At 52.2% G+C, this 19756-nt stretch carries 22 protein-coding genes; 7 read left to right on the top strand and 15 right to left on the bottom strand.

The annotated features are described in order from the left end of the window. Nucleotides 1-57: 57 nt before the first annotated feature. Nucleotides 58-2640 carry a PilZ domain-containing protein gene (locus tag GCD22_RS14990; RefSeq protein WP_051690755.1) on the bottom strand — a complete coding sequence of 861 codons (2583 nt, stop codon included), beginning with the start codon at nucleotides 2638-2640 and terminating at the stop codon, nucleotides 58-60. A 185-nt stretch (nucleotides 2641-2825) separates the two neighbouring features. On the opposite strand from GCD22_RS14990, the gene GCD22_RS14985 reads away from it, so the two are divergent. The 3 genes from GCD22_RS14985 to GCD22_RS14975 are packed head-to-tail and all read left to right on the top strand — an operon-like array spanning nucleotide 2826 to nucleotide 4283. Further along, nucleotides 2826-3161: a thioredoxin family protein gene (locus GCD22_RS14985; RefSeq protein WP_031575511.1), complete on the top strand. Its 336-nt coding sequence runs from the start codon at nucleotides 2826-2828 to the stop codon at nucleotides 3159-3161. Further along, on the top strand, nucleotides 3158-3730 hold the full coding sequence (gene ampD, locus GCD22_RS14980) for a 1,6-anhydro-N-acetylmuramyl-L-alanine amidase AmpD (protein ID WP_031575514.1): 573 nt from the start codon (nucleotides 3158-3160) through the stop codon (nucleotides 3728-3730). The genes GCD22_RS14985 and ampD overlap by 4 nt, the downstream gene beginning before the upstream one ends. Further along, entirely contained in the window at nucleotides 3723-4283 is a 561-nt protein-coding gene (locus GCD22_RS14975) for a hypothetical protein (RefSeq protein ID WP_031575519.1), read from the top strand. Before ampD ends, GCD22_RS14975 begins: the two co-directional genes overlap by 8 nt. On the opposite strand, the gene GCD22_RS14970 is transcribed toward GCD22_RS14975, so the two are convergent. Then, nucleotides 4238-4942, bottom strand: coding sequence for an epoxyqueuosine reductase QueH (locus GCD22_RS14970; RefSeq protein ID WP_153940858.1), 705 nt, complete (start codon nucleotides 4940-4942; stop codon nucleotides 4238-4240). The genes GCD22_RS14975 and GCD22_RS14970 overlap by 46 nt on opposite strands. 77 nt (nucleotides 4943-5019) lie before the next feature. On the opposite strand from GCD22_RS14970, the gene GCD22_RS14965 reads away from it, so the two are divergent. Then, nucleotides 5020-5349 (top strand): 4a-hydroxytetrahydrobiopterin dehydratase, encoded by a 330-nt coding sequence (locus GCD22_RS14965; protein ID WP_031575528.1) that lies wholly within the window; start codon nucleotides 5020-5022, stop codon nucleotides 5347-5349. Between the two features lie 44 nt (nucleotides 5350-5393). On the opposite strand, the gene GCD22_RS14960 is transcribed toward GCD22_RS14965, so the two are convergent. Together GCD22_RS14960 and GCD22_RS14955 are read right to left on the bottom strand one after the other, a co-directional pair. Beyond that, nucleotides 5394-5696 (bottom strand): hypothetical protein, encoded by a 303-nt coding sequence (locus GCD22_RS14960; protein WP_010637211.1) that lies wholly within the window; start codon nucleotides 5694-5696, stop codon nucleotides 5394-5396. A gap of 190 nt (nucleotides 5697-5886) precedes the next feature. Further along, nucleotides 5887-7236 carry a heterodisulfide reductase-related iron-sulfur binding cluster gene (locus tag GCD22_RS14955; protein WP_153940857.1) on the bottom strand — a complete coding sequence of 450 codons (1350 nt, stop codon included), beginning with the start codon at nucleotides 7234-7236 and terminating at the stop codon, nucleotides 5887-5889. A gap of 184 nt (nucleotides 7237-7420) precedes the next feature. Here GCD22_RS14955 and GCD22_RS14950 point away from each other — a divergent pair, with 184 nt between their 5' ends. Continuing rightward, complete coding sequence (locus GCD22_RS14950) at nucleotides 7421-7735, top strand: hypothetical protein (RefSeq protein ID WP_031575977.1); 315 nt, start codon at nucleotides 7421-7423, stop codon at nucleotides 7733-7735. Between the two features lie 2 nt (nucleotides 7736-7737). Next, nucleotides 7738-8628: an ATP-grasp domain-containing protein gene (locus tag GCD22_RS14945; protein ID WP_031575974.1), complete on the top strand. Its 891-nt coding sequence runs from the start codon at nucleotides 7738-7740 to the stop codon at nucleotides 8626-8628. Here GCD22_RS14945 and GCD22_RS14940 read toward each other — a convergent pair. The 10 genes from GCD22_RS14940 to GCD22_RS14895 form a co-directional block, all read right to left on the bottom strand. Further along, a complete protein-coding gene (locus GCD22_RS14940) occupies nucleotides 8594-9313 on the bottom strand; it encodes a lysophospholipid acyltransferase family protein (RefSeq protein WP_024892970.1) in 720 nt (239 codons plus the stop codon). The two genes, GCD22_RS14945 and GCD22_RS14940, sit on opposite strands and share 35 nt — an antisense overlap. Next, nucleotides 9313-9852: a D-glycero-beta-D-manno-heptose 1,7-bisphosphate 7-phosphatase gene (gmhB, locus tag GCD22_RS14935; RefSeq protein WP_031575970.1), complete on the bottom strand. Its 540-nt coding sequence runs from the start codon at nucleotides 9850-9852 to the stop codon at nucleotides 9313-9315. Before gmhB ends, GCD22_RS14940 begins: the two co-directional genes overlap by 1 nt. After that, nucleotides 9852-11951 (bottom strand): glycine--tRNA ligase subunit beta, encoded by a 2100-nt coding sequence (glyS, locus tag GCD22_RS14930; protein WP_153940933.1) that lies wholly within the window; start codon nucleotides 11949-11951, stop codon nucleotides 9852-9854. Before glyS ends, gmhB begins: the two co-directional genes overlap by 1 nt. Further along, nucleotides 11951-12823 carry a glycine--tRNA ligase subunit alpha gene (gene glyQ / locus GCD22_RS14925; protein ID WP_031575967.1) on the bottom strand — a complete coding sequence of 291 codons (873 nt, stop codon included), beginning with the start codon at nucleotides 12821-12823 and terminating at the stop codon, nucleotides 11951-11953. Before glyQ ends, glyS begins: the two co-directional genes overlap by 1 nt. An 89-nt stretch (nucleotides 12824-12912) precedes the next feature. Beyond that, nucleotides 12913-13275, bottom strand: a complete 363-nt coding sequence (locus GCD22_RS14920) for a roadblock/LC7 domain-containing protein (RefSeq protein ID WP_024892973.1) — start codon at nucleotides 13273-13275, stop codon at nucleotides 12913-12915. Between the two features lie 52 nt (nucleotides 13276-13327). Next, nucleotides 13328-13966: a hypothetical protein gene (locus GCD22_RS14915; protein ID WP_024892974.1), complete on the bottom strand. Its 639-nt coding sequence runs from the start codon at nucleotides 13964-13966 to the stop codon at nucleotides 13328-13330. Next, complete coding sequence (locus GCD22_RS14910; protein ID WP_010637225.1) at nucleotides 13963-14529, bottom strand: GTP-binding protein; 567 nt, start codon at nucleotides 14527-14529, stop codon at nucleotides 13963-13965. The genes GCD22_RS14915 and GCD22_RS14910 overlap by 4 nt, the downstream gene beginning before the upstream one ends. A 51-nt stretch (nucleotides 14530-14580) precedes the next feature. Beyond that, nucleotides 14581-15729 carry a hypothetical protein gene (locus GCD22_RS14905; protein WP_031575955.1) on the bottom strand — a complete coding sequence of 383 codons (1149 nt, stop codon included), beginning with the start codon at nucleotides 15727-15729 and terminating at the stop codon, nucleotides 14581-14583. Between the two features lie 9 nt (nucleotides 15730-15738). Then, the gene (locus tag GCD22_RS14900) at nucleotides 15739-17232 is read right to left on the bottom strand and encodes a type IV pilus assembly protein FimV (RefSeq protein ID WP_031575953.1); all 1494 of its coding nucleotides are present in this window, start codon (nucleotides 17230-17232) and stop codon (nucleotides 15739-15741) included. 80 nt (nucleotides 17233-17312) lie between these two features. Next, nucleotides 17313-17744: a hypothetical protein gene (locus GCD22_RS14895; protein ID WP_010637229.1), complete on the bottom strand. Its 432-nt coding sequence runs from the start codon at nucleotides 17742-17744 to the stop codon at nucleotides 17313-17315. Nucleotides 17745-17851: 107 nt separating this feature from the next. Between GCD22_RS14895 and GCD22_RS14890 the strand changes: the two genes are divergently transcribed. Then, a complete protein-coding gene (locus tag GCD22_RS14890; RefSeq protein ID WP_176212084.1) occupies nucleotides 17852-18943 on the top strand; it encodes a L,D-transpeptidase family protein in 1092 nt (363 codons plus the stop codon). Between the two features lie 11 nt (nucleotides 18944-18954). Here the strand turns inward: GCD22_RS14890 and GCD22_RS14885 are convergent, their stop codons facing one another. Next, nucleotides 18955-19755 carry a YdcF family protein gene (locus tag GCD22_RS14885; protein ID WP_031575948.1) on the bottom strand — a complete coding sequence of 267 codons (801 nt, stop codon included), beginning with the start codon at nucleotides 19753-19755 and terminating at the stop codon, nucleotides 18955-18957. Between the last annotated feature and the right edge of the window lies 1 nt (nucleotide 19756).

The raw sequence follows: 19756 nt of genomic DNA, 5'->3' as shown, positions 1-19756 counted from the left end.
GAAAGAACGGACCCGACTGTTTCAAGACAACGCCGGGTCATCCTTCATTCAAAATACTTAGGCAGACAGTATGTTGACGGCTTGGTCAAAAGCCCCCATGGCAGACTGCGTGTCACCCAAGAGCGCGTAAATTTTACCCTGTAGGCTAAGAGACTCGGCCAATGTTTGCAAAAGAACTGATGTATGAGTGATGTTTTCCTGGTTGCGCAGGTTTTCAAGGATAGTTGTGGCGTGCTCACAGGAAGTTTGTGCAATCTTGGGCTTTCCCATGGCCAACTCCGAATTGGCTCGTTGTAGGTGAGTCTTGGCCAAGCTAATCCACAAATGCGGACCAAAGTCTTTATTCATGTTTTCCCGCAATTCTTCAAATATGCGCGCTGATTTATCCAGCAAAGTAATCACTTGCTCGTGGTCGCTGGTGCAGGCGAATATTTGAGCCTGATTATTCAGATTGAGGGCGGACTGCAGGCTTAGAGCGGGCATGTCATTATTCTTGAATTGTTCGCGTAATGTGGTCAGCAGCTTTTCCGCCTCACCATTTTGCTGTATCGCATTTTGCAGTTTGCCCTGAATAAGTAGCGCCTGGCCACGTTGTCCTTGTAGTCGGGCAAACTGTAAGCGCCATTCGGGGAGTTCGTTCACTTGCTGGAATTGGGGGGTTTCGCTGAGGACGGCCTGTGCCCGATCAATCAATGAAAGGGCATCAGTGGTTTGCTCTTGCGCCAAAAACAGTTCTGCAAAGCTGTTCAGCGTTACGGACAGGTGCAAGCGCACACTGGGCAGGCTTTTTGTTTCGAGCTTTACGACCAGGGCATCTAATTGTTCAAGAGCGCTTCTGTATTCCCTTTCAGAAAGGGTAATATCTTGATCAGAAAGTATTTGTGCATGCGTAAGCAAGGTTATTGCTAGGTTTTCCAACCAAGCAGGCATGTCTTGCAACTCGGCACCGGGATAAGCTTGCAGTAAGGCCAGAGCTTCTTCGATTACAGCGGATGCTTCTTGATCGCGTCCTAATGCATGAAGTGCTACTGCCTGCCCTCGAAGTGCAACAGCCTTGAGTTCTTGTTGAGACAAGGTTATGATTCCATGAGAATTTTTTCCATCATCCTGAAAGGCAAGGAGCTCATTGACACGCTGGAATTGTTCAAGGGCCTGATGAAATTCAAAGCGTTCAAGATGCAGGGTTCCGCGCTGGGAGAAGACTAACGCCAGTTCATTATTGAGCATGAGTGATGCTGCTTTTCCTGGCCCAGGCTTTGCAGATTTCCGTAATGCGGGAATTTCCCTGTAAGTGGAACCCTCCCGGACTGTGTTTTGCACAGTTACTGATTGCAGATGCTCATTTTCTGGGGCTTGGGGGAACTGTTCTTGGTCGCTCATGCTGTCCTCGCGGGAGTGGCTGACTGGTTTAGAAGGAGAAATAAAAGCTGGTGGGGTATTCAGATCGGATGGGTTGCCTTCGATGATCGTTTCAGGAGGAAACAGGATTACCGGGTTGTCTTCTTTTTGCGGTTTGGTTTCAGGCTTATCAGAATCTAAGTCAATAAGCGCTGTATTTTCATCGGTTGATTGCTGATCTATCTTTGAAGGTGCCACTTCTTGAAGTGGCACTTCTGAAGGCAATATGTCGTGACTGGATATTTGACTCTGTTGCTGTTCAATATTTTCATTTTCGGATTTTTGCTCGCCTGGAGCTGAATCTTTATTTTGAAATTCATTCGCAGGCATGACTAAATAACTCTGGGATTGGAAATCAAGAGGGATTCCCTGTGCAGAAGGTACTTTGTTATCTGGGGAATAATAGTTTGGTGACTGAGAAAAAGACCCAGAGATGCGAGATGATTCATCTTTTTCAGGGCTAGCAACACTTGGTTTTGCTGATGAGATAAACGATGAATCGTGTATGTGTCTCAATTGCAGTGAGGTATTGCCTTGTCTGGTGTTGCAAATATATATACGTTCAATATCAGCCTTCTGGGCTTTCGTTGGTAAAAAGCGAGCAGCAGCAAAAATTTTATGATTCTGGTGAAGATTTTCTTCTTGACGGATAATAATCGCTGCGCTTTCGTAGCCTCCACAGTTATCAACGATAAACTCAATCAGAACCAGTTCACCTTCTGAAAAGTCCATCACATTAGTTTGGAAGCCAATTCCAGTCATGCTGAAATCATACAAGCGGGCCAGCAACTGTTGACCATTTTTGCGAGATATGGTGAGTTGCGTATCCAGAAGCAGACGATTGTTGTGTCGTTTTTTGCGCCAATGAATCAGTTTGGGGTGGCTGAAACGATAAACATCTGAATCTGTTGAGTGAAAGTCTATGAAAAATGTGGCAATAGAACCAGGACTATCCATAAATGCCAAAGTTCTGGCATATGAAAAGATTGATGATGGAGATTCTTGAGGTAAAAAAAGAAGCTGTGAGTCTTCACAACGAGAAAAAATGAAAGAATGACCCTCATCATCCTCTTCTTCGCAGTAGAGAATGGCTTCGTGGAAGTCGTTTTTGCATAGATCCACAGGATCCATGAAACCGGTATTGCCACCGCCAAAGAGGAAAACTCTCTGAAAATCAAATAAGTTTAACCCTGATCTGGAGGGTAGGCGGGCACGAAGAGGAATGGTTTCTGATTGTGGCATCCGTCGAAATTCAGATGGTTGGGTATGATTGAGAATTAATGTTACGTAACATGCATAATCCTGTACTGTCGTATTTTCTTGCACTCTAACCAATAATACGGAGAGAATCCAGAACGCTTTAATTTTTCCTGCTGCTCGGCATATGTGATTCCATTTGTTGCGCGATGGGTGAGGGGGAGGCATCTATGAAAACTGTTTCTGAACTGGGTTTTTGGCAGCGTATGGCGGAAACCCGGGGTGAAGTCATTTTGTTTTTCAGCTCTGCAGGCTGTCATTCCTGTCGGATCTGGCGGCGGTTGCTGAAAAATCTGGAAGATAACCGGGGTGGTCTGCAGGTTTGGGAGATTGATGCCGGCATTGATATGGGCATTACCCAGGAATTCGAGGTGTATCACCTGCCTGCTCTGTTCATGTTTCATAACGGCCAATATCAACGTCCGATTCAGGTTGAGGCGCGGGTCCATGCTCTTGAGCAATGGCTGGACGCGCATGCTGATCTCCCTCCTGAAGAACTTCCTTGAATCCTGATCTGCTCAATCCCTGGAATGCGGCGGGCTGGCATGCCATGGCGCATGCTGCACCCTCGCCCTATTTTGATCAAAGGCCTGTGGGCGGAGATATTGATCTGCTGGTTGTTCATGCTATCAGTTTGCCCCCGGAACAATTTGGGAGTGGCGAGGTGCCACTATTTTTCACGGGACTTCTGGATTTTGAACAGGATCCTTATTATGAACAGTTAAGAAACTTGCGGGTGTCTGCACATTTTTTCATTGAACGAGATGGCAAGCTTTGGCAGCATGTGAGCGTCTGGGATCGCGCCTGGCATGCAGGCGTATCTTCATGGCAAGGCCGTTCTGCCTGTAACGATTACAGTGTCGGTGTGGAGCTGGAAGGCAGTGAATCCAGCAAATTTCTGCCCATTCAATATCAATGTCTGGCGGCTTTAAGTCGGGATCTGCAAAAGCTGTTTCCGGCTATGCTGCGAGAACGCATTGTCGGCCACGCAGATGTTGCGCCTGGACGCAAATGGGATCCCGGTCCGGGTTTTTCCTGGGACTATTTTACAGAGGTATATGCAGCACATGGCTGAAATCAGAGAAGCACCAAAACGTGACTGGCGACGTGGCTGGACCGGACCCTTGGTCGTATTTGTTCTGCTGGTGTTGGGAACCCTGTGGTGGCTGGGCGTGTTTCATTCCGCCCAAGTGCTTGAAGAAACCGGTTCAGTCCATGCTTATATTTATCAGAATTTTCAGGGTACCTATCGGCAGATGGTCAAGGCCAGAGGCAAATTATCGCCGCAGTTGCCCGCCGATTTGCGCGGGCATCCTGAAATCACGATGATGGAAAATGAAAGCGGTAGCGGCGGAGATGCGATGGTTAAGGCGCGGATCGGCTATCTAGTAAATGCCGGCGATGCGACGCCACCGGGGTGGTTAAGAGGGGATTGGCCCGCACAGAGGGTGGCAAAAGTGGAGGTGAACGCAAATGCGGCCATCGCTTCGTGGAAGGCCTATTCCGCCCTGGATGACTGGGGAAAGGCCAGAGGAATGCCTTTACATTATCCCTTGTTTGAAATGATGGGGCCGGGTAATCGTTATGTGTTATTGATGCCTCTGGATAAATCACTGGCCTCTTCCTGACGGACGTTGTCCTTGCCATAGAATTTGATGCCACGAATAATTTTTTCGCGGCCCTGACTCAGGCGGTGCAGGTTGGTATCACGCAGGGAATAGACACATCCGCAGTATTCCTGCTGATAAAACTGTTCCTGCTTGGCTATTTCAATCATGCGGGCGCTACCACCGCCCTTGCGCCAGTTGTAGTCCCAATATTGCAGTCCTGCATGACGGGATGCTGCCCGGGCACCACAGGCATTGATCTGGTCCATGTCTTTCCAGCGCGATATCCCCAGGGTGCTGCTGAAGACGCTGAAGCCATGCTCCGCTGCATACAGTGCCGAACGCTCAAAGCGCATGTCGAAACAGGCCGTGCAGCGCTCGCCGCGCTCCGGTTCCCATTCCAGGCCTTTCACCCGGGCAAACCAGTTGTCCTTGTCATAATCCAGGTCAATGAAAGGCACGCCTAATGCCTCGGCATAGCGGATATTTTCTTCCTTGCGCAATTCATATTCGGCCTGCGGGTGGATGTTCGGATTGTAAAATAGCACCGTAAATTCGATACCGGCTTTGCGAATGTCATCCATGATGGGACCAGCACAAGGTGCACAGCAGGAGTGCAGGAGAACATGCGTACTGCCGTCGGGTGTCTGCAACGGTGAGGGAGGCGTTTTTTTGGACATGAATGATACCTGAAAAAGCACTATGCTAATGACAAGCATACAACCCATCAGTCTATTTGCCAAAAAGGAGTTTAGCGATGCCCAGTGATTTGCGACAGGGAAAATGTCAGGCTTGTGAAGGCGGTGTCGAGAAACTTGCGGATAATCAACTCACCGAACGTATGAGGAGTTTAACCGGATGGCGTCTGGAGCAGGGCAGTTTATGCCGGGATTTTCAATTCAAAAACTTTTACGAAACCATGGCGTTCGTGAACGCTGTAGCGTGGATTGCGGATCGTGAAGATCATCATCCAGACATGGAAATAGGTTATGGACACTGCCTGCTGCGCTATTCAACCCATGCAGTCAAGGGGATCACCGAAAATGATTTTATTTGTGCTGCACAGGTGAATCAACTGCTGGAATGAAACATGATGGTTTCACCCCAGCTGCCTAACTGCCGTTGTTAGGATCAGGCGTTGTTGGCAGGACGCAGCAGCGGGCGCATGCCTTCGCGAACCTGACGCTGAATGAATGCAACGCGGCCGGGTTCTTTTTTGTCCAGTTCTGCGGCACATTCTGAATTGGTCAGCGCGGCAGCACTGAGCATGACTTCCAGCTCGCAGGTGTCAACTTTGGGATCAGTCAGGGCGGCAGGTGCTACATTCATCTGATCACCTACATGCCAGAACATCCGCGCATTCCACATGCGCAGACGGACGTTGGGATTTTGGAAAAGTTCTACGCAACGGGTATTGATAGCCTTGCTGTCCACAGTCTTCCTCCTGTCAAAACGGATCATTTCATCGCCTGTTCGGGCGAGCGTGCTTAAGCATACTCGAAAAAGGTACCTGAAGGGGAGTTTTTTGGGGATTGAAGTATTCCATGCCCGGATAGATTTCGTATGGTAATAAAAAACCCCGCTGCAAGGCGGGGTTTGATCAGCATGATGCTATTTCAACTGCTCAGGCAGATGCGCCCGCTTTCATGTTGATATGTTGGTTAGTGGCGAGTTCGGGGTTGTAGAGATATTCCACGTTGCCCTGCTCGACCTGTTTGAGATATTCCTGGAAGTCGGCTTTGGCCTTGTCCCAGCTGATGCCCATTTTTTCCACCAGATCTTCACAGGGTGAAGCATGCCACTGGAGCTGGACGATCTTGAAGGGATCAGCGCCACAGGCCAGGGCGGCCAGCTGCACGTCCGCAATGATCGGGATGCTGTAGTTCATGTCATGAGCCTTGCCGATCCACTGGTTCTTGTCCATGGTGGTGATACAGCCGGTGTCAATGCCAATCATGACGTCGGCGTTGGCTTCTTCCCGGGCCACCTTGATCTTGCGGTTCATGGTGAAGCTGCGGGTGAATTCGCGCTCGGAGATGATGTGCCGGAAGCCAAAGCCACAGCAGTCATACCAGGTGGAGTAGTCGATGACCTGAGCTCCCAGCGCCTGGGCGACCGAGGTGCCGACGGCCGTGCGGTTGCCACCGAGAATGCTGTTGTCGTAAATGGCGTCTTCCGCCACCATCTTGTAGTAGTGACAGGCCGCATGGGTGGTCACCCGGATGTTGCTCATGTCGATGGTCTGCAGTTCGCTGGCAATGCGGTTGCGCATGACATGCAACCATTCACTGTAGTGCACGACTTCTTCGGGAATGACAATCTTGCCATCGACCAGACGACCGAGCTTGCCGAGGATTTTCTTGACCTTTTCGCGCAGTTCGGCTGATTCAATCAAATACTTGCGGATTTCCTTGTAGTTGCCGAAGGAGGTGCCGCAGTGGACCAGCGGGAAGAAGTGGCCGTTTTCATAGCCGTGCTGCTTGCCGGAGACATAGGCCTGATGGAAGTTGCGCAGGAAGACGGCGGCGAGGGATTCAACATTGCCGATGCCAGAGCCGTGGTAGTTCCAGGCGGTGCAGGAGGTCTGGTCGGTTTCGTCCAGATAATCCGTGCCAAAGTGGTTCATGAACCAGAGCAGGCTGGTGGGATAGCCGGGAATGTTGCCACACTGGCCGCAGCTCTTGTGATGCCAGAGCTGGTTGGTGGGTACCCGCTTTTTCCAGCCATAGAGAGTGTCTACTTCAATAGGCTTGTGGTCATCGGTAATGCGGTGAACAATGATTTCACCTTCTTTTTCCAGTTCCCACATGTGCTCGCGAATGTCGTCCATACGCTCGCCCAGGTCCATGGTGCGACGGTCTACGTGACTGCGTACCCATGCCGTGGCCGCTTCCGCTTCGTTGGCCGATAAGTTCGTGTCCTGAAAAAAAGCTCCGTGCCCCGCTAATCCTTGCTGCGTGCTGTTGTCGCTCATTGCTGCACTCCTTGGCCGAATGGCCAGCTATTGCGAATAAACATTATTAACTGTTTATATAATTGACTATTATGCTCCACAATAATTCCTTTGCCAAGGAAAGTGGTTTTGTCGTTCAGCTTGCCGCACCATGCGGGAACAGGCACAAATTTGCAGAGACCAAACTAAGGATCAAATGAAATCAATGGAAAATACTCAAAAAGAACAGTCTGAATTACAAATAGCAGAGCGTTGCCGGACGCTTTACCTGAATCCGCTGGTGCAGAGCAAGGGTTGGTTACCGAATTTATTTTGGCGCAGCAAAAATGCGGAGGATCCTTTTGGCTGTTTGCGGGTGAATCCTCTGGAACTGGAGGTATTGTTTTCGGCAATCTGCGGACAGACATCCGAGGCGCGCTGCAGCCTCGAGCAAATCAAGCCGGGAAGGGCGAGTTTCATTGAGAGGTCCATCGCCCATGGTGAACTCCCGTTGCTGACTTTTCGTGCGGATGTGTCCTGAATATGTCGGAGACTCCAAGAATTGCGGTACTGTCCCGCTTTCCCGGGCTTTATTCCACCCAACGATTGCTCCAGGTGGTGGATGCGGCGGGAATGGAAGCCGTGTTGTTGGCCCCGGAGCAGTGTTTGTTGACTGTGAATGGCGTCCATGCGGATCTTTATGTGCAGGGTGAAAAATTTCCTTATTGTGCGGCGATCATTCCCCGCATTGGCGGACCGATAACGGCCTTGGGGGCGCGATTGCTGCGCTATTTTGCCGGAGCAGGTACTTTTTGTCTGAATTCTGCCGAGGCATTGCAACTGGCAAGAGACAAATTTGCCTCCCTGCAGGCTCTGGCTGCGGCGGGAATAGCTGTTCCACAAACCGTTTATTTCACGGAATCCAGGCAAAAAGAGCTGGCCTTGCAGATGCTGGGCACGCCCCTCGTTCACAAAATATTGCAGGGTTCACAGGGGGTCGGGGTGAGTCTGGCCGAGACCCCGGTAGCCGCACGGGGAATGCTGGATACTTTTTTGAGTCTGCAGCATGAGGCCATGGTTCAGCGTTTTTTGCCGGGCCGCCAGGATGTCAGAGTGATTGTCTTGTTCGGGGAGGTTGTTGCGGCCATGCGTCGGGAATCTGCGGCGGAAGATTTTCGCAGTAATCTGCACTGTGGAGGCCGCGCTTCGGCGTTTCCTGCTCTGCCTGAGTCCTGGGCGGAAATTGCCCGGAAAGCTGCTGTTGCATTAGGCCTTGATTTTGCCGGTGTGGATTTGATGGCGGACGCGGATCAAAACGCACTGGTATTGGAAGTTAATCCCGTACCCAGTCTGGAGGGTATTGAAAAAAGTACAGGTGTGGACGTGGCAGGACGCGTAATTACGGCTTTGCAGCTTCGCCTGGCATCTGCATGACGGCGTTGCGAATCCAGGATTCTGCCTGTTCGGTCAAAGTGGAAGATTTTCCGTTTGGTGCAAAAGCCGGACCAATCCATAAGTCCATTTTTCCGGATTTTTTTCGCCAGTTGTTACGGGCCCAATAGCAGCCGCTGTTGACGGCAATCGGTAAAAGCGGGACTTCTGCGCGCAGGGCCAGCCCGGCAGCCGTGCTGCTGAAGGGCCCGACTTCGCCGCAGGGGTAACGGGTTCCTTCAGGAAATATGACCACATTAAATCCCGCTGCGAGGCGTAGTTTGCCTTCTTCCATGACCTGCACGAGTGCCTGACGACCGGCACTGCGATCAATGCCGATCGGCCAGGCCAGACGTAAGCCCCAGCCAATAATCGGAATCCGAAACAGTTCCTGTTTGAGCACATAAGACAGGCGCGGGAAAAGGCACCAGAGCAACAGGGTTTCCAGCGCCGATTGATGGTTGGCTACAATGACGCAGGGCGTATCCGGGATATTTTCCAGACCGGTGACCCGATAACTCAATCCGCAACTCAGGCGCAACCACAGGACGGCCGTTCGCGCCCAGAGGCGGCTGGACCAGACCCGGGCGGAAAGGGGCATGGGGACGGTCAACAGGGTGAAAAATGCCCAGACGAGTGTCCATACGGTAAAGCCGATGTAAAAAATTCCGCTACGCAGGGTTTGCATCAAGAGACACCCAGGATGGCCTGTACAGCGGCAGCAAGATCCAGAAAAATCGGGAAACCAGCAGCTTCGGCATCGCGACGGGTATTTTGGCCTTTACCGGTGAGCACGAGAATAGGTTTCGCCCCGGCTTCCTGGGCGGCTTGAAGATCCCGCAGGCTGTCACCAATAGCCGGGACATTGTCAAGAGAAATTTGCAGGCGTTCGGCAATTTCGTGAAACATGCCCGGCAAAGGCTTGCGGCACTGACAACCGGCATCGGGCAGGTGGGGGCAAAAAAATATGGCTTCAATGCGTCCGCCAAAAACGGCGAGTTCCTGGCGCATGCGCTGATGGATGGCTGTGAGGGTACGAATATCGAAAAGCCCCCGTCCCACGCCGGATTGATTGGTGGCTACGACCACTTGAAAACCAGCCCGGTTGAGGCGGGCGATGGCTTCCAGGCTGCCTGGAATGGGTCGCCATTCGGCCGGTGATTTAATGAAGGCGTTACTGTCTTCGTTGATGACACCGTCCCGATCAAGGATGATCCATTGCGCCATCAGGAGCCCTGGAGTTGTGTAAAGTCGGCAATACGCAGAAACGCATCCTGCAGCCTGGTGAGGAGAGTCAGGCGGTTCTGGCGTATTTCGGGATTTTCAGCAAGGACCATGACTTTGTCGAAAAAAGTATCGACCGTAGGACGTAATCCGGCCAGAAGGTCCAGTGCGCTGGCATATTGTGCGTTCTGCAGGTGAGTATGAACGGGGCCGGCCATGACTTGCCAGTGTTCCCAAAGTCGATGTTCGGCGGGATCTTCAAATAATTGTGGATCGGGGTCGTGTTGAACTTCCACATTTTCCTTGCGAAGCAGATTGTTGACGCGTTTGATCAGAGCCGCAAGCGCCTCAGCTGCCTGGTGTTCGGTCAGGAAGCGTGCCAGAGCTTCCAGGCGTTTACGGGCATCGAGAATCTGATGGGGTTGACGGCTGAGTACGGCATTAATCTGGTCGGTACGAAAACCCTCTTCCCTGAAATAGACACGCATCCGGTCCTGGAAAAAATCCAGGACGCCAGTGCGGATGGCGGTGGGATCTTTGACGATATGCGGACCTAAAGCTCCCAGCGTCATGCCCACCGCTTCATCCAGGGGCAGATCAAGCTCTGCATCCAGAATGATGCGTAAGACGCTCAAGGCAGCCCGGCGCAGGGCGAAGGGATCGCGATCGCCTGTGGGTATTTTGCCAATGGCAAAAAAACCGCAGAGGGTATCCAGCTTGTCGGCAATGGCCAGACACTGGCCAGCAGGACTCTGCGGCGTGTCATCATCCCGCCCATTGGGCAGGTAATGTTGGGCAATGGCCGCAACGACCTCGGCATTTTCACCATCATGACGGGCGTAATGTCCACCCATGATGCCTTGCAACTCGGGAAACTCCCCCACCACGCCAGAGAGTAGATCACTTTTACAAAGTGCGGCAGCGCGTTCCAGATCGTCAGCTTTGACGTTGCAGCGGCTGCTCAATGACCGCGCCACTTTTTGCAGGCGCAGGGTTTTGTCGTAAACGCTGCCCAGCCCTTCCTGGAAGAGGACGTTCTGCAGTTCAGGAAGCCTTGCAGCCAAGGATTTTTGGCGGTCCTGATCCCAGAAAAAAGCCGCATCCGCCAGGCGCGCCCGCAGCACTCGATTATTGCCGTGAATGACAATTTGGGCATCCTGGCTGTGGATGTTGGCGGCAAAAAGGTATTGGGAAATCAGGCGACCGTTTCCATCACGCAACGGGACATAGCGCTGATGTTGCATCATGACCGTAATCAGCGCCTCTTCAGGAATTCGCAGGTAATCTTCTGCAAAGCTGCCGATCAGGATGACTGGCCATTCATTGAGTCCGGTAATCTCATCCAGCAAAGCTGCCGGCAAGATGGGGGATGCTCGCAGGTCTTCAGCAATGGCGGAAATTTTATGGGAAATATGCGCCCGGCGAGCGTCGAAGTCAGCCATGACATGGCCATCCAGTAAAGCTGCAGCGTAATCGGCGGGCTGATGAATCTGGATCGCTTCAGGATGATGTACACGGTGACCAAAGCTCTGTCCGCCTGCCTGAAGGCCGAATGCCTGCCAGTCCAGCACTTGTTGTCCTTGCCGCAATAGTAACCAGCGCACCGGGCGAATGAAGCTATCCTGACGGGTTCCCCAGTGCATGCGTTTACGCAAGGGCAGGGCGGCAATGGTCTGACTGGCAATATCAGGCAGAAGACTGTGACTACTGCGTGCTGCTTCGACTTCCCGCCAGGCCAGAACCAGTCCTTTTTCCGTGTCGAGGGTACTGAGATCGGTAAAAGCAACCCCACAGGAACGGGCAAAGCCTTCGGCAGCCGGCGTTATGTTACCCGCCCCATCACGCGCTCTTTCTAGGGGAGGGCCGCGCCGGATGCTTTCCCGGGGCTGGCTGAGCAGGGCCAGGTTCTGAATCCATAACGCCAAACGCCGTGGGGTGACGTAAGCCGTGATTTGCCCAAAGCTGAGACCGGCTTCATTGAGCAGGCGCGTCATTTGTTCTATGGCGGCGTCACGAATGGGGAGCTGCTCACGCGCGGGTAGCTCTTCACAACCGATTTCCAGAAGACAATCTTTCTGGAGAGGATTTTCATGGGCTGACATCATTCACTCCGTAGCAGAGGGTGGCCGAGTTCGGCACGGGCTTCTGCATAAATTTCTGCAACGCCTTTGGCCAGTCCGCGTACCCGGCCAATGAAACGGGCGCGTTCATTGACGCCAATGGCATGGCGGGCATCCAGGAGATTAAACGTATGGGAACAGTCAAGAACCCGTTCGTAGGCTGGTAAAGGGAGTTTGTGTTCAAGCAGCTTGCGGCAATCCGCCTCAGCGCGATCAAAACGCTGGAAAAGGTCGTCTACGGGTGCCATCTCGAAATTGTAGCGGGACTGTTCCACCTCGTTTTGGTGAAAAACATCTCCATACAGTACGCCTGGTGTCCAGATCAGATCGTACACACTTTCTACACCTTGCAGATACATGGCGAGACGTTCCAGGCCATAGGTCACTTCGCCCATGACCGGGTGACAATCAAGACCGCCCACCTGCTGGAAATACGTGAACTGGGTGACTTCCATGCCATTCAGCCAGACCTCCCAGCCAAGACCCCAGGCCCCCAGCGTGGGTGATTCCCAGTCATCTTCGACAAAGCGGATGTCCTGCAATTTTGGATCAATGCCCAGCACCGCCAGGGACTCCAGATATAAATCCTGAAGATTACTCGGGTTGGGTTTGAGCACCGCCTGAAACTGGTAGTAATGCTGAAGACGATTGGGGTTGTCTCCGTAGCGGCCGTCTGTGGGGCGTCTGGAAGGCTGCACATACGCGGCTCGCCACGGTTCTGGACCAATGGCGCGAAGAAAGGTGGCAGGATGAAAGGTGCCCGCTCCAACGGGCATGTCCATGGGCTGCAACAATACGCAACCCTGAGTGGCCCAGAAGTTTTGGAGCCGCTGGATGATTTCCTGAAAATTCATATGCGTCTCAGACAGTGATTTCGGGCATTATGAACTAATGGAGCAGAGGCTGTGAAGGGATCAGGACCGGATCCCTCGAAAATACCCGGTCACAGCAGTTCGGCGATACCGCTTGATGCGCGTTTGGCATCCAGAAACACCAGGCCCAGCTTGGCTTCCTTGCGGGCGATGATGGTCAATACTGCATCAGGGCCAGCGTGAATGAGCAGTACATAACCATTATCACCCTTGATCATGACCTGTTCGAGTTCGCCGCGAGCCAGCTCGGCTGCCGTCCGGTCGCCCAGGGAAAGCATGGCGGCGGCCATCGCACCGACGCGGTCCTCGTCCATGGTGGAAGAAAGCAGGGAGGCAATGGTAAGACCATCAGTAGATATGACCGCAGAAGCCTCAATATCGGCGGATGAGCCATTGAGATCACTGAGGATGGATTTGAGCATTTCTTCGCGCATGGGTTTTCTCCTGAATAAACTGTCAATAATGCAATATTAAAATGGGTCAAGCTTAGCGGTAACGTTTGTCGAGTTCTTGAACCAAGGTCACGAATGATTGATCCTGGAGACGGGGCGTTCCGCTGACGACGAGCATGAAACGTTGTTGTCCGATGAAAAGCGGCCAAAAGCCCAATTCTGATCGGCCGGAAGGGTCCAGCAGCCCCCAGGTTTCCGTGTTGATCCGTAAATTGTTTTTGAGCAGGCGATTATGGCGTGATTGCAGGGAGAGCAGATCAGCAGAAAGTCCCGCCAACTCTTCCGCAGCTTCATGAGCAAAGCCTGCTGCAGCTAGATAAAAACCATTTTCATCGGCCAGGAGGGTTTTTTGCTGGTCAGACAGGCGGGCCAGTAGCGGTGGTAAAGCATCTTCCAGGCGCAGTGTGCTGTCAGTACGTGCCTCATGGGTGCCACGCAGAAGACCAAGGCGCTGTAGCCGGAAAATGCTGCGCAAGGCTTCATCCGTATTGTTGTTTTCCGCCCATTGACTGGCTATTTCCGTCGTAAAAGGAGCGCGGTGACCTTCACGTAGTACGTGCAACAGAATGGCACGGTTACCTTCCTGATCAGGACTGGATGTCGCGTAAAAGGCTCCCGCAGGAGTAACCTCGGCATATACTTCAGTACGCGTTACAACCAGCTCTACACTCATAAGATGTCTCCAATTCCCGGATCAATGGAATAAAGCAGGGCCATGACCAGGTTTTTGATGTCCTCCTTTTTACGGCCATCAATTTCAAAAATGGGAGGGATGGGATTGAGCATTTTGAGGTCAGCGGTGACTTCAGGAAGCATGTTCGCATAATCGGCGGGACCGGGACGGTTCTGGACATCGGTTTTGGAAATACCAATGACGACCGGAACATTGACAATGTAGTCCTTGAAGGCGTGCAGGAAAAAGTGGAGATCCTTCTTCGGATTAGGACGGGTGTTGTCCAGCATGAGCACCAGGCCCAGTCCGCCCGTGGTCAGGATGTCCCACATAAAATCAAAGCGTTCTTGACCCGGGGTGCCATATAGATGAATTTTGGTTTGGGCGTCCAGTTTGAGAATGCCATAGTCCATGGCGACGGTTGTATGACCCTTACGATTCAGGGTCATGTCCGAAGCCTGGGCATCTGTAGATATGATGGGGGTATCAGATAATACGGATATGGCCGTGGTTTTCCCCGCACCTACCGGACCGGTAAAAACGATTTTATTATCTTCTCTCACAAATTGGCTCCTTGATATTCATTGTTATCTGCATCGCAGCGCGCCTCAGCCCTATATCCCGGCTATGCGTTTCAGGAGACGGCCCAAAAAGCTTCTTTTGGCTGCAGGGATTTCTGTCTCTAAGGATGCTGAATCATGTGGTATTCGAACGAGATTGCCCGGATTTTCCGGCGTGTTGTAGCGTAGTAATTCCAGGCTATCTGCAGCAGCAAGGAAATTGAACAAATCCCGGGGTTCGATGCGTAATATCTTGACGGTGAGTGCGGGCGAGGCCGGGGAACGGGCTAGAAACGCAGCCAGTCTTAATGCATCAGGAAGCATGGGCAGACGCGTCAGGTTAGGCCATTGTTTCAGCTGAACCGGCGCGTTGAGTGGCAATTTTTGATTCAATCGCCCATTGGCTGTCCATGCGGCTACTTGCCAGAGCAAGGATTGCAGGGACATATGACGAAGGCTGCTATTTTCTCCTGAGTCGCCATCTCTTGGGGCTCTCAACTGCAGATTACTGGCAGAAACCTGGCACAGTTGCTGCAATTGTTCATCATCTATTAGGGCCGCTGCCTGGTCTGCGGAGGGATCAAGGCGCAAAACCGCGCACTGATTTTGATCGGAAATTACACTAATGCCCTGATCGCGCTGCGCAATTTTTAGAAGTCCCAATAATCCTTCGTCAGAATTGAAATACTGTACTTCCTCGGGGCGAAGAACGGGAGCGGGCTTGCTGGGTGCCACGGGTACTTCGGATGCATTTTGCGGAGCCGGAGGGGGGCTGGCTTGCTGAGTATTGAGGCTGGTGACCGGGACTGTTATATCCGGTCGAATCGGTTTGACATTGGTATCCTGTTTTTCAGTTGTTCTGGGTGTATCCAACAGCAGAGCTTCCAATGCCGGGAACAAGGTTTCCATGCGCACCGGCTTTTGGAGTATGGGGAAAATACAATCTGCCGGTGAAGATATAGTGGTCACGAGTATCCGCAGCCCAGGTTCGCTCTGATGCAAATTTCTCGCGAGTTCAGTGCCGCCTGGCCCGTCAATGTCCACAATGCTCAGATGGGCGACGCGATCATCTCCTGATTCCAGCAGTTGATAGTGACGCCGTGTATGCATTTTAAACGCCATGCGAAAAACAGCTTCTTTACGGGTATCCATGCCGAAGCTGCGGACGAGGATGCTGGCATTGTCTGGAATATTATTCGTCATGATCAAATCCTAAATAACCTGTCGCTGCGGTTGGCGTTGCATGCGTTCAGCAAGGCTGAACATCTGCCGCATGATTTCTTCATCAGGTGTCGTATCCATATTGAGTATGGATCGGGTAAAGTTGGAAAAGCGCTCATGAGCGCCCATGCGCTCATACATTTCCAGAAGCGGGCGATAGTAAAGCTTGTGATCAGGACGTGCCAGGGTGGCTTTTTCAAGAAGATCAACGGCCTCTTCCACTTGCCCGTACTCCAGTAGGCTGTCAAATTCTTCAAGGATACTGTCATCACTGTTGTGGGGCATGATCTGATGATCACGATGAACTTCCTCCAGGACCAGTGCCGGGCTGGAAAAAGGGATGGCCGTCAAGGGAAGATAAAGACCATATATTTCCGCCTGTTCAGCGAGAAGGTGTTTGTTGGTTTCGCTGTCTTCCAGATGATCCCAGAGCGGATGTTCGCCCAGTTGTCGGCCATGTTTAAGCATTCGGGCGCGGAGTGCGCTTCCGGCACCCCACAAACTTATATATAACTGCAATAAAGATTCTGCGTAATTGTCACAGCGTTTTTGTCGGTAAAAAATATCCAGCAAGGTGACATGCAGTATCAACTTACGTGGTTCAAAAATGAGATTACGTTTTAAAATACGTTCGGCTTCCTGAATTTGTTGGGTCGCCAGTAATGCGCGAATAGCAGCCAACGGCTCTACCAGCGTCGCACAGATTCCCCATTCTTTAGGATTAATGGCATCAAGTTTGGCATTACCTTGGAGCAGCGCGTCCATCTTGCCGGCCAATTCGGAAGGATTATTGTTCTGGATTGATTGCAGCGGCTTTTCGGAAAAGCCGCTGAGATCCATATCCATGGGTTCAGGATTGACAAGGGCCTGCTGGAGTTCCTGTTGCACCCTGATAAGTGCCGGTGAAGGTGCTGGCTGGGCTTCGCTGGTTTTGATGGTGCTAATGGCTGCCAACTGACTATTGCTGATGCCCAGATTTTCGGCAAGCACACGGAGCTGGAGGTTTTCCGGGTCAGCTTGCAGGCCGGCGAGGGTCAGGTCCTGGGCTTCGGCGCCTGATATGATTCCTGAATCACACAAATTACTCAGCAATTCTGCAAAGCGATCCGGGTCTGGAATTTCCTGATATAAAGCCAGTAATCTCCGGCTTTGCCGGGTATCATCCGGATTGTGGGTAACGTACCAGCTGAGTGAGGTGGCCGCTTGTTCCAGATGGCCGTAAGCGAGGTAAATTTCAATTTCATCCAGGATACTGGTTTCATCAACTTCAGCAGCGGCGGTAAGACTTGCATTATCAGCGCTGCTCGATCCGGAAATTTGTATAGTTGAAACAGAAGCGGAATTTTTAGAGGCAGGCGTGATTTTTTGGGATTTTGCGTTACTTTTAAGGAGCTTCTTCCGGTTGAACAGCTTCCACAGCCCCGCTGAAACCACCAGGGCGAGCAGTAACACAATAATAATCAGGCTGCTTAGGGGTAGTTCCATACTCGAAGCTCAGTTCCGGTTAAGCGCATTTTTGCGGCAATTGACTCATGGCCTCGTAAATAGGCGTTTTAAATGTTCTGTCAATGTGCAAACAGTTCAGCGAGGGATTTCAACCGGGACACGCTCGGGCGCGAAGGCTCAGCAGATTGAGCGGCAATGGCTGCGTAGCCGGTAAAAAAGCTGGGCAAGGCCTGGACGACAATGGGCAATCTTTCGCGACTGACCGTGGCCAGCGTCCATTCTGCCCGCAAGCCGTAAACAGGATGATGGCTGCAGATGGCTGCGCCCCAATAGGAATCAGCTTGGGACCAGCGATGTTCCGCAACGCTGAGCAAATGCTGTTCCGGTGCGTGGCGCAAACCCACGTACGGTCCCATGAAAGGGATCTGCAGGTCGCTGGCCAGATCGGTGAGCATATGGTCGAGGCGATGGAGGGCATCACGGATTTCTGGTGAGTTTGCCGGTGTTCCCTGCGCTACATTTTTTAAAAATATCAGATGAGGTGATTCCACAAAGGCCTCCTTTTCCCTTATGATTATGACCGTTAGATAAAATGCTGCCAACAATCCTTTGGATTGGCTGGGCATCTTAATGGTATTTGCCGCAAACAGGAAGGCTAATGAAGCAAAAACAATGGGGTATCTGGCTGTTAACTGCTGCACTGAGTGCTTTGGGTGTTGGCGTCGCTCAGGCGAGCGTGTTTGCCTTACCGGAGCACGGCAATGTGGTGGGTACATTGCATGCAGTCACTACGCATCGAGACGATACCCTTCTGGATATCGGCCGGTTTTACGATCTGGGCTACAATCAGGTTACCAAAGCCAATCCCGGAGTGAATCCATGGTTGCCGGGGCAGGCAAGTAAGGTGGTCATTCCCGCCCAGTATATATTGCCGCCCAAGCCCTGGACCGGAATTGTGGTGGATATTCCGGCGCGGCGCATTTACTTTTTCCCGAATAATGATCATGTGGTGTACACCTATCCGGTAGGGGTGTTTCTGCCTGGTTGGAAAGAGAATCTGACTACGACCCAGATTATTGCCAAGTTCAAAATGCCAGCCTGGAATGTTCCCAAAAATATTCATTCCTGGTTCAAGACAAAATTCCACATGGATATTCCCTGGTATTGGCCGCCTGGACCGGAAAATCCGATGGGTGAGCTGGCCATGGAAACGGGCCTTTCAGGAATATTTATTCATGGCACCTATCATCCCTGGGGTGTGGGTATGCGCGCCAGCCAGGGCTGTTTTCAGATGTTCCCTGAGAATGTCGCACAACTGTTTCCGATGGTTCCGGTCGGAACCCCGGTGCGGATTATAGATATGCCTAATCTGGTAGGCGTGCACGATGGCGAAGTCTATTTGCAGTCCTACAAACCTATGCATGCTTATCACAAGGGCGTTCCTGAGCTGCAGCGAGCAGTCATGCGTATCAAGGATTTCATGGCGGAAAATCATATTCAGGAGGCGATTGACTGGAGTAAGGTGCGGCGTATTGTCGGCGAGCACAACACCGTCGCCCTGCCCATCGGTGTGAATTCGCCCAGTTATCAGACCCTGGCTGCGGCCTTACCAGCCAGGCCTTATGCTTATGCGCCTTATGGGCCTTCAGCCAATGGCGCAGCAGTACCGGCGCCGTTGCAGCTGGCCAAGCCCAGTGATCGCGAACATTTGCATGTGCAAGTGAGTCTCCCGGATAGCAAAGACCAGTAATTTCGTGAATATTACTTGCCGTTATCGAGGCCCTGTTCTTGCAGCCAAAGCCAGAGCAGGCCAAGGTATTCATGGCAGGCCTCACTGCTGATTTCCATGAAAATGGCACGTGGTAGCCAGCTATCCAGCTTCAGTTCCCGGACCTGATTCAGCCGATAGTCGGTGGGTACAGGGATTACTTCCAGATGAGACAAACGAAACCAGGCGACAGCCCGGGGCATGTGCAGGGCTGAAGTCACCAGATATATTTTTTGGATATGATGCTTTGCCAGCAAGGTCCTGGAGTCGGCGGCGTTGGCCGCCGTATTGTAGGAGTGGGTTTCCGGCCATATTGGACTGGTAACATGAAAATCCTGGCGGAGAATGTGTGCCATGGTCGTGGCTTCCGCAGCGACTCCGAAACGTGGCGCCCCGCCACTGGGGACCACCGGTAGCTGCGTTTGTCTGGCGAGTCGCGCCGCTGCCATGAGCCGTACCAAAGTGCGGGCATTGGCGGTTTCCAGGCGGGAATGGGGAGAATCCATGACTTCACCACCACCCAGTACGACAATGGCTCCTGGGTGCTCTGCTCCCGTTAATGGCTGGTTTAGGGGTGGGTAGCGGTTTTCCAGAGGCATGAGCAGCAACCGGGCACCGATTGCGGTTGAAAAAAAGTATAAAATGCCCAGCGCCAGAATAATCAGCGTCCGTCCCCAGTATCGCCAGCCCAGCACCTCACCCAGCCAGCCTAGCATCGCCAACAGGAACAATACTCCCGGGGGTTGGAGTAGCGCCGATGCCAGCGTCAGTACCGTGGTGTAACGCAGTAGCATG

This window comes from Acidithiobacillus thiooxidans ATCC 19377 (assembly GCF_009662475.1).
GTDB lineage: Bacteria > Pseudomonadota > Gammaproteobacteria > Acidithiobacillales > Acidithiobacillaceae > Acidithiobacillus > Acidithiobacillus thiooxidans.
Note: the sequence above shows the minus strand (reverse complement) of the source record. Positions and strands in the feature narration are given on the sequence as shown.

Excerpts from the sequence above, each read along its gene's own strand:
- GCD22_RS14990 (WP_051690755.1), bottom strand. The coding sequence starts at position 2,640 with ATGCCACAATCAGAAACCATTCCTCTTCGTGCCCGCCTACCCTCCAGA.
- GCD22_RS14985 (WP_031575511.1), top strand. The coding sequence starts at position 2,826 with ATGAAAACTGTTTCTGAACTGGGTTTTTGGCAGCGTATGGCGGAAACC.
- GCD22_RS14975 (WP_031575519.1), top strand. The coding sequence starts at position 3,723 with ATGGCTGAAATCAGAGAAGCACCAAAACGTGACTGGCGACGTGGCTGG.
- GCD22_RS14970 (WP_153940858.1), bottom strand. The coding sequence starts at position 4,942 with ATGTCCAAAAAAACGCCTCCCTCACCGTTGCAGACACCCGACGGCAGT.
- GCD22_RS14965 (WP_031575528.1), top strand. The coding sequence starts at position 5,020 with ATGCCCAGTGATTTGCGACAGGGAAAATGTCAGGCTTGTGAAGGCGGT.
- GCD22_RS14955 (WP_153940857.1), bottom strand. The coding sequence starts at position 7,236 with ATGAGCGACAACAGCACGCAGCAAGGATTAGCGGGGCACGGAGCTTTT.
- GCD22_RS14950 (WP_031575977.1), top strand. The coding sequence starts at position 7,421 with ATGGAAAATACTCAAAAAGAACAGTCTGAATTACAAATAGCAGAGCGT.
- GCD22_RS14945 (WP_031575974.1), top strand. The coding sequence starts at position 7,738 with ATGTCGGAGACTCCAAGAATTGCGGTACTGTCCCGCTTTCCCGGGCTT.
- GCD22_RS14940 (WP_024892970.1), bottom strand. The coding sequence starts at position 9,313 with ATGCAAACCCTGCGTAGCGGAATTTTTTACATCGGCTTTACCGTATGG.
- gmhB (WP_031575970.1), bottom strand. The coding sequence starts at position 9,852 with ATGGCGCAATGGATCATCCTTGATCGGGACGGTGTCATCAACGAAGAC.
- glyS (WP_153940933.1), bottom strand. The coding sequence starts at position 11,951 with ATGTCAGCCCATGAAAATCCTCTCCAGAAAGATTGTCTTCTGGAAATC.
- glyQ (WP_031575967.1), bottom strand. The coding sequence starts at position 12,823 with ATGAATTTTCAGGAAATCATCCAGCGGCTCCAAAACTTCTGGGCCACT.
- GCD22_RS14920 (WP_024892973.1), bottom strand. The coding sequence starts at position 13,275 with ATGCGCGAAGAAATGCTCAAATCCATCCTCAGTGATCTCAATGGCTCA.
- GCD22_RS14915 (WP_024892974.1), bottom strand. The coding sequence starts at position 13,966 with ATGAGTGTAGAGCTGGTTGTAACGCGTACTGAAGTATATGCCGAGGTT.
- GCD22_RS14905 (WP_031575955.1), bottom strand. The coding sequence starts at position 15,729 with ATGACGAATAATATTCCAGACAATGCCAGCATCCTCGTCCGCAGCTTC.
- GCD22_RS14900 (WP_031575953.1), bottom strand. The coding sequence starts at position 17,232 with ATGGAACTACCCCTAAGCAGCCTGATTATTATTGTGTTACTGCTCGCC.
- GCD22_RS14890 (WP_176212084.1), top strand. The coding sequence starts at position 17,852 with ATGAAGCAAAAACAATGGGGTATCTGGCTGTTAACTGCTGCACTGAGT.
- GCD22_RS14885 (WP_031575948.1), bottom strand. The coding sequence starts at position 19,755 with ATGCTACTGCGTTACACCACGGTACTGACGCTGGCATCGGCGCTACTC.